This is a genomic window from Halomonas sp. LBP4 (assembly GCF_003202205.1).
Lineage (GTDB): Bacteria > Pseudomonadota > Gammaproteobacteria > Pseudomonadales > Halomonadaceae > Halomonas > Halomonas flagellata.
This window is the reverse complement of record NZ_PDOG01000035.1, coordinates 1-1,130: the sequence shown is the minus strand read 5'-3', so window position 1 is coordinate 1,130 and position 1,130 is coordinate 1. Positions and strand designations below refer to the sequence as shown.

The window sequence follows — 1,130 nt, the reverse complement described above, 5'->3', positions numbered from 1 at the left end:
GCCGGGCAAACGATCAGGCACCGTGGCGCCTGGGATCAGGGCACCTGCACCGGCGACGACAGGGCCCCGGCGTCATCGCGCACCACCAGCGCCACCGGCGGCAGCGCGTCGTAGTCGTTGCGGCTGATGCTCAGCCGGTAGCTGGTCCGCCCCGAGGGCTCGCCGTCCACCGTCCACTGGTACTCGCGCACCCGGCCGTCGGGGTCCTGGCAGTCCGCCGAGACCCGCCAGTCGTAGCTGGTCTCCAGCACCTCGAGCTCGCACGTCGGCGGCTGGTTCTCGGCCACCTCGATCGGCAGGAGCTGCCGCGCCGTGGTGCCCATCTGGGTCTCCAGCTCGTACATCAGGTAGTGCGTGCCGGCCTCGGCCAGGGTGGCGGTGCCGTACATCGACTCTTCGCTGAGCAGCTCGCCTTCCAGGTAGTAGCGGTGGTGGATGATCCGGTCCCGCGGGTGGCCGCCACGCACCGAGGGCCGCACCCGCACGTCCAGCGGGGCCCGCTCGTAGCGGTTGGAGGCGGTGTAGTCGAGCTCGATGTCGTAGGGCGCGGGCCGGCCCAGCACGATCTCGTGCTCGACCACGGCCTCGTGGCCACGGGCGTCGCGCACCACCACCTCGACCGGGTAGACCCCGGGCGCCTCGAGCCAGAACACGCGCTTGGCGTCGCCCTTGGCTTCGACCCGGGTCGCCTCCTCGGGCAGCGTCCAGGCGTAGGTCGGCTCCTCCAGGCGCCGCGTGCCGTTGCGGTGGCGGATCGCCAGCGCGATCTCCGCCGGCGCCACGTCGGCCGACAGCCGGTCCAGGGCGTAGAAGGTCGGCCACACGTATTCCCACACCGAGGTGCGGTGGCTGGCCTCGACGGTGGTCTCGGCCTCGTAGCCCTCGATCCAGCCGGTGTAGTGGACCTCGACCCGCTCCTGGGCGACGTCCTCGGCGGTCGGGGTGTACTCGACCTCGGTGACGCCCTCCACCACGCTGCCGTCGGGCAGGGTGAAGAAGCCGTCCATGGCATAGGCCATGCCACGGTACGGCGGCGCCACGGTGGCGGCGAAGGTGTAGGACTGGTCGGGCTCGACGCGCAGCGGGCCGCGCACCCGGGCCCGCGGCGGGTGCACATCGCGGAACTCGAC

The 1,130-nt window shown here is 72.2% G+C and carries 1 protein-coding gene; it reads right to left on the bottom strand.

What is annotated here, in order from left to right; translation table 11 throughout:
- Positions 1-35: 35 nt before the first annotated feature.
- Positions 36-1,130, bottom strand: a 1,095-nt coding sequence (locus tag CR157_RS22770; protein WP_441319110.1) for a hypothetical protein, incomplete at its 5' end; no start/stop codon positions are given.